The following is a 3,300-nucleotide window of genomic DNA, read 5'->3' as shown; positions in this document are numbered from 1 at the left end:
GACTTTGTCTAAAGTTGCAAATGATAAACAAGCTAAAATTGGTTGTAAAGGAGGTAATAAGTTTTGGTATGGTTATAAAAAACATGTTAGCGTTGATATTCAATCAGGGATGATTAATAAGGTTGCAGTTACCACTGCAAATGTTACTGATAGCAAAGGTTTTAAACATGTTATGCCACACTCCGGTGCTACATATGTAGATAAAGCATATTGTACAAAGCCTGTCAAAAATGCAGCCACTAGGAAAGGAGTGCATCTTTGTGCTGTAAAGAAAAATAACATGCAAGATAAGAATTTTGACCTTGATAAATATTATACAAAAATTAGAGCACCTTTAAAAGAGTATTTTCACAAGATAATAAACGTGTCAGATATATTGGTATTGTCAAAATTCAATTCTCTGAATTTATGAAGGCTATATGTTTTAATTTGAAACGATTAACCGTTTTAACGGGTAGCTAATATTATCATAGATAACACATAGATAGTAACAAAATTTCTATTAATTTTGTATATACTGACCAAAATTTATCTTAAATTTAAACACAAATTTTTCCAAAAAAATATCCTTCCTGTAATTCTCTGCTTAATTCCTTATCTCTCAACACTTCCACAAAAGCAAAATCTTATTGATGAATTTTTACTTACAAAAATAAATAAAAATTATGATGGAGATACTTTTTTTCCTATTGATTTTCTAGCAGGATGGCATTCGGTAATAATAGACAAGACAAATAATTATCAAATTTACAAATTCATTAAATAAAGAGGTAAGATGAAATTTTTAGAACAGCTTAATATAGATCTTGAACAATATAACCTTTTAAATCATCCATTTTATCAATTATGGAATATGGGGAAACTTACTCATTCTACTTTACAAATTTACGCAAAAGAATATTATCATCACGTTACATCTTTCCCACGTTATATAAGTGCAATACATTCCAAATGTAGTGATATACAAGCTAGGCAAATATTACTTTGGTAATCTTATAGAAGAAGAGCAAGGTGAAGAAAATCACCCGGAACTATGGAAACGTTTTGCTGAAGGGCTTGGATATTTAAGAAGCCAGCTCACTTCAGACCCTAAATTAAACTCAACTCAAAAACTTGTTCAAGGTTATTTTAAATTAACAGAGCAATCTTTTTCTATAGGTCTTAGAGCGCTTTATGCTTATGAGCGTCAAACTCCTGAAGTATCTGACTCTAAAATTCAAGGGTTACAAAAATTTTATGGAATTTCAGATTACAGAACTTTACAATAGAACGACGTAGCCAATTTTTGAAATTCTACCTGAGTATACAACGTATCAATAATTTAACTATTATTCTCTTTCATAAAATGAAAAATATCTTCCTACATTCCTTAACTCTTGAAAATTATCGTAATTTTAAAAACCTTGAACTAAAAACAGATAATACCCCAATAATTTTAATAGGTGAAAACGGTAGCGGTAAAACTAATATTTTAGAAGCTATATCACTATTTTATCCAGGCAGGGGCTTGCGATCAGCGAAACTTGCCGATATATGTGAGGCTTCAGAAGATCAGTGTCTAGTTAAAGCTCTATTGCAAAGCAAATTAGGGCTTGCAGAATTTATCACACAATTTAAACGTAGCTCTAATAGAAGAATAACCGAGTATAACGAAAGTAAAATAGCCAATAATGAGTTAAGTAAATTTACCAGCATGGTATGGCTGACTCCGCAAATGGAAGGTATCTTTACAAGTGGTAGTAGTGATAGAAGAAAATTTCTTGATAGAATAGTTTATAATTTTGATTCAAAGCATGCAGAATTAGTTAGTAAATATGAATATTACATGTATGAGAGAAATAAAATTCTAACAGAAGATATAAGAGATGATAATTGGCTGAAAATCATAGAAGAAAAAATGGCTGATATGTCTAGTCATATTGCTAATAATCGCTTAAAAACCTTAGAATTTATGCAGCAAACAATAGATGAACTTGAAAATGAGTTTCCAAAAGCCGATTTATCGATTGACGGCATTGTTGAACAAAAAATATTAGACGGCGAAGAAAATATTGTTAATTTTATTACTGCAGAACTTTATCAAACAAGAAGCAAAGATAAACTACTTGGTCGCACTAGTTTTGGAGTTCATAAAAGCGACTTTTTAGTAAAGCATCAAAAGAAAAATATCTTAGCCAAATTCTGTTCTACCGGTGAACAAAAAGCTATATTAATTGCAATAATCCTTGCTGAAATGAATTATGCTATAAAGCTAACTAAAATAGCACCGATTTTACTTTTAGATGAAGTCTTTGTGCATCTAGACGACAAAAGACGAGGGTATTTAATCGAATTTTTTACCGCTTTAAACATGCAGCTATGGGTTACCGCTACCGATCTAGAGGGAATAGAAAATTTTGCAAGTAAAGCACAATTGATTAAGTTATAATTATTTAGCTTGGATTATTTTTAAATAACCTAAATTGGCATATTCTATAATTTTTTGATCAAAAGTAAATAAACACGCATTAGTAGTTCTAGTAGCTGCTATAATAAATCTATCTGCCGGGTCTTTATGTTCATAATGAGGTAAGAGACAGCTTTGTATTAAAATTGAAACCGACAGGTCAATTAAATTTAAGCCAGGTATAGATAGTAACTTATCAATCCAATCATTTAACTCAATTGAAAATGCTATTTTACCTTTATTTTCAAGTATTACTATTTCCCATATAGATATAGCAGATATATATAGCTTATTTTGCTCTCTTATTTTATCTATTAAATTGATTTGTGCTTCAGATAATCTAATTCCTTCTACATACCAAATTAATATATGAGTATCTAAAATCAACCCATCTTGGTTACTAGCTTCAATATCAGTCATTATTTACTTCCCAGTCAGATTCACAAGAAAAATTTACTATATCATCATTAATTTTAACAGTACCTCTTAAACAACCAAAATAACTTTTTTTATTTTCTTTGGTATAAGTATCTAGAGGCACTACCTTAGCAACCGGCAATTTTCTTTTTGTAATAATAAAAGAATTATGTTTACTTTTAACTTGATCAACTAGATTTAAGAAATGCTTTTTAAACTCAGTAGCAGATATTTGAACAGTACTATTTTTCATAATATAAATACAATTAATATTTATCTTAATACTATATGACTACTAAATATAGGTTATATAGTACTTAGAGCATAGTCATAAAATATAAAAACAGCAAACTAAATTTAAAGTTTTTTGTATATAAAATCTATTGCTTAATCTTTTAAAACTCCTTAGAATTATTTTTTTATTTAGGGAGTGTTGA

4 protein-coding genes and 2 pseudogenes are annotated in these 3,300 nt (G+C 29.1%); 4 read left to right on the top strand and 2 right to left on the bottom strand.

Annotated features, from left to right (window positions below; genetic code table 11):
• The 4 genes and pseudogenes from SB78_RS05595 to recF all read left to right on the top strand — a co-directional run.
• Positions 1-412 (top strand): transposase (locus SB78_RS05595; protein ID WP_041079223.1); only part of this gene is annotated, 412 nt, incomplete at its 5' end.
• Positions 413-604: 192 nt separating this feature from the next.
• A pseudogene (locus tag SB78_RS11995) lies at positions 605-766 on the top strand (dihydrofolate reductase); the annotation flags it as partial.
• 9 nt (positions 767-775) lie between these two features.
• Positions 776-1,265, top strand: a pseudogene (locus SB78_RS10250) (CADD family putative folate metabolism protein); the annotation flags it as partial.
• Between the two features lie 80 nt (positions 1,266-1,345).
• The gene (gene recF, locus SB78_RS05580) at positions 1,346-2,428 is read left to right on the top strand and encodes a DNA replication/repair protein RecF (RefSeq protein WP_041079220.1); all 1,083 of its coding nucleotides are present in this window, start codon (positions 1,346-1,348) and stop codon (positions 2,426-2,428) included.
• Here recF and SB78_RS05575 read toward each other — a convergent pair whose 3' ends face one another.
• Positions 2,429-2,866: a type II toxin-antitoxin system VapC family toxin gene (locus tag SB78_RS05575; protein WP_041079219.1), complete on the bottom strand. Its 438-nt coding sequence runs from the start codon at positions 2,864-2,866 to the stop codon at positions 2,429-2,431.
• Positions 2,859-3,116 carry a type II toxin-antitoxin system Phd/YefM family antitoxin gene (locus SB78_RS05570; protein ID WP_041079218.1) on the bottom strand — a complete coding sequence of 86 codons (258 nt, stop codon included), beginning with the start codon at positions 3,114-3,116 and terminating at the stop codon, positions 2,859-2,861. Before SB78_RS05570 ends, SB78_RS05575 begins: the two co-directional genes overlap by 8 nt.
• Positions 3,117-3,300 lie beyond the last annotated feature (184 nt).

The sequence above is a fragment of the Rickettsia asembonensis genome, from assembly GCF_000828125.2.
In the GTDB taxonomy this organism is placed as follows: Bacteria; Pseudomonadota; Alphaproteobacteria; order Rickettsiales; family Rickettsiaceae; genus Rickettsia; species Rickettsia asembonensis.
The sequence above is the reverse complement of the archived record's forward strand: the minus strand, read 5'-3'. Positions and strand labels throughout refer to the sequence as shown.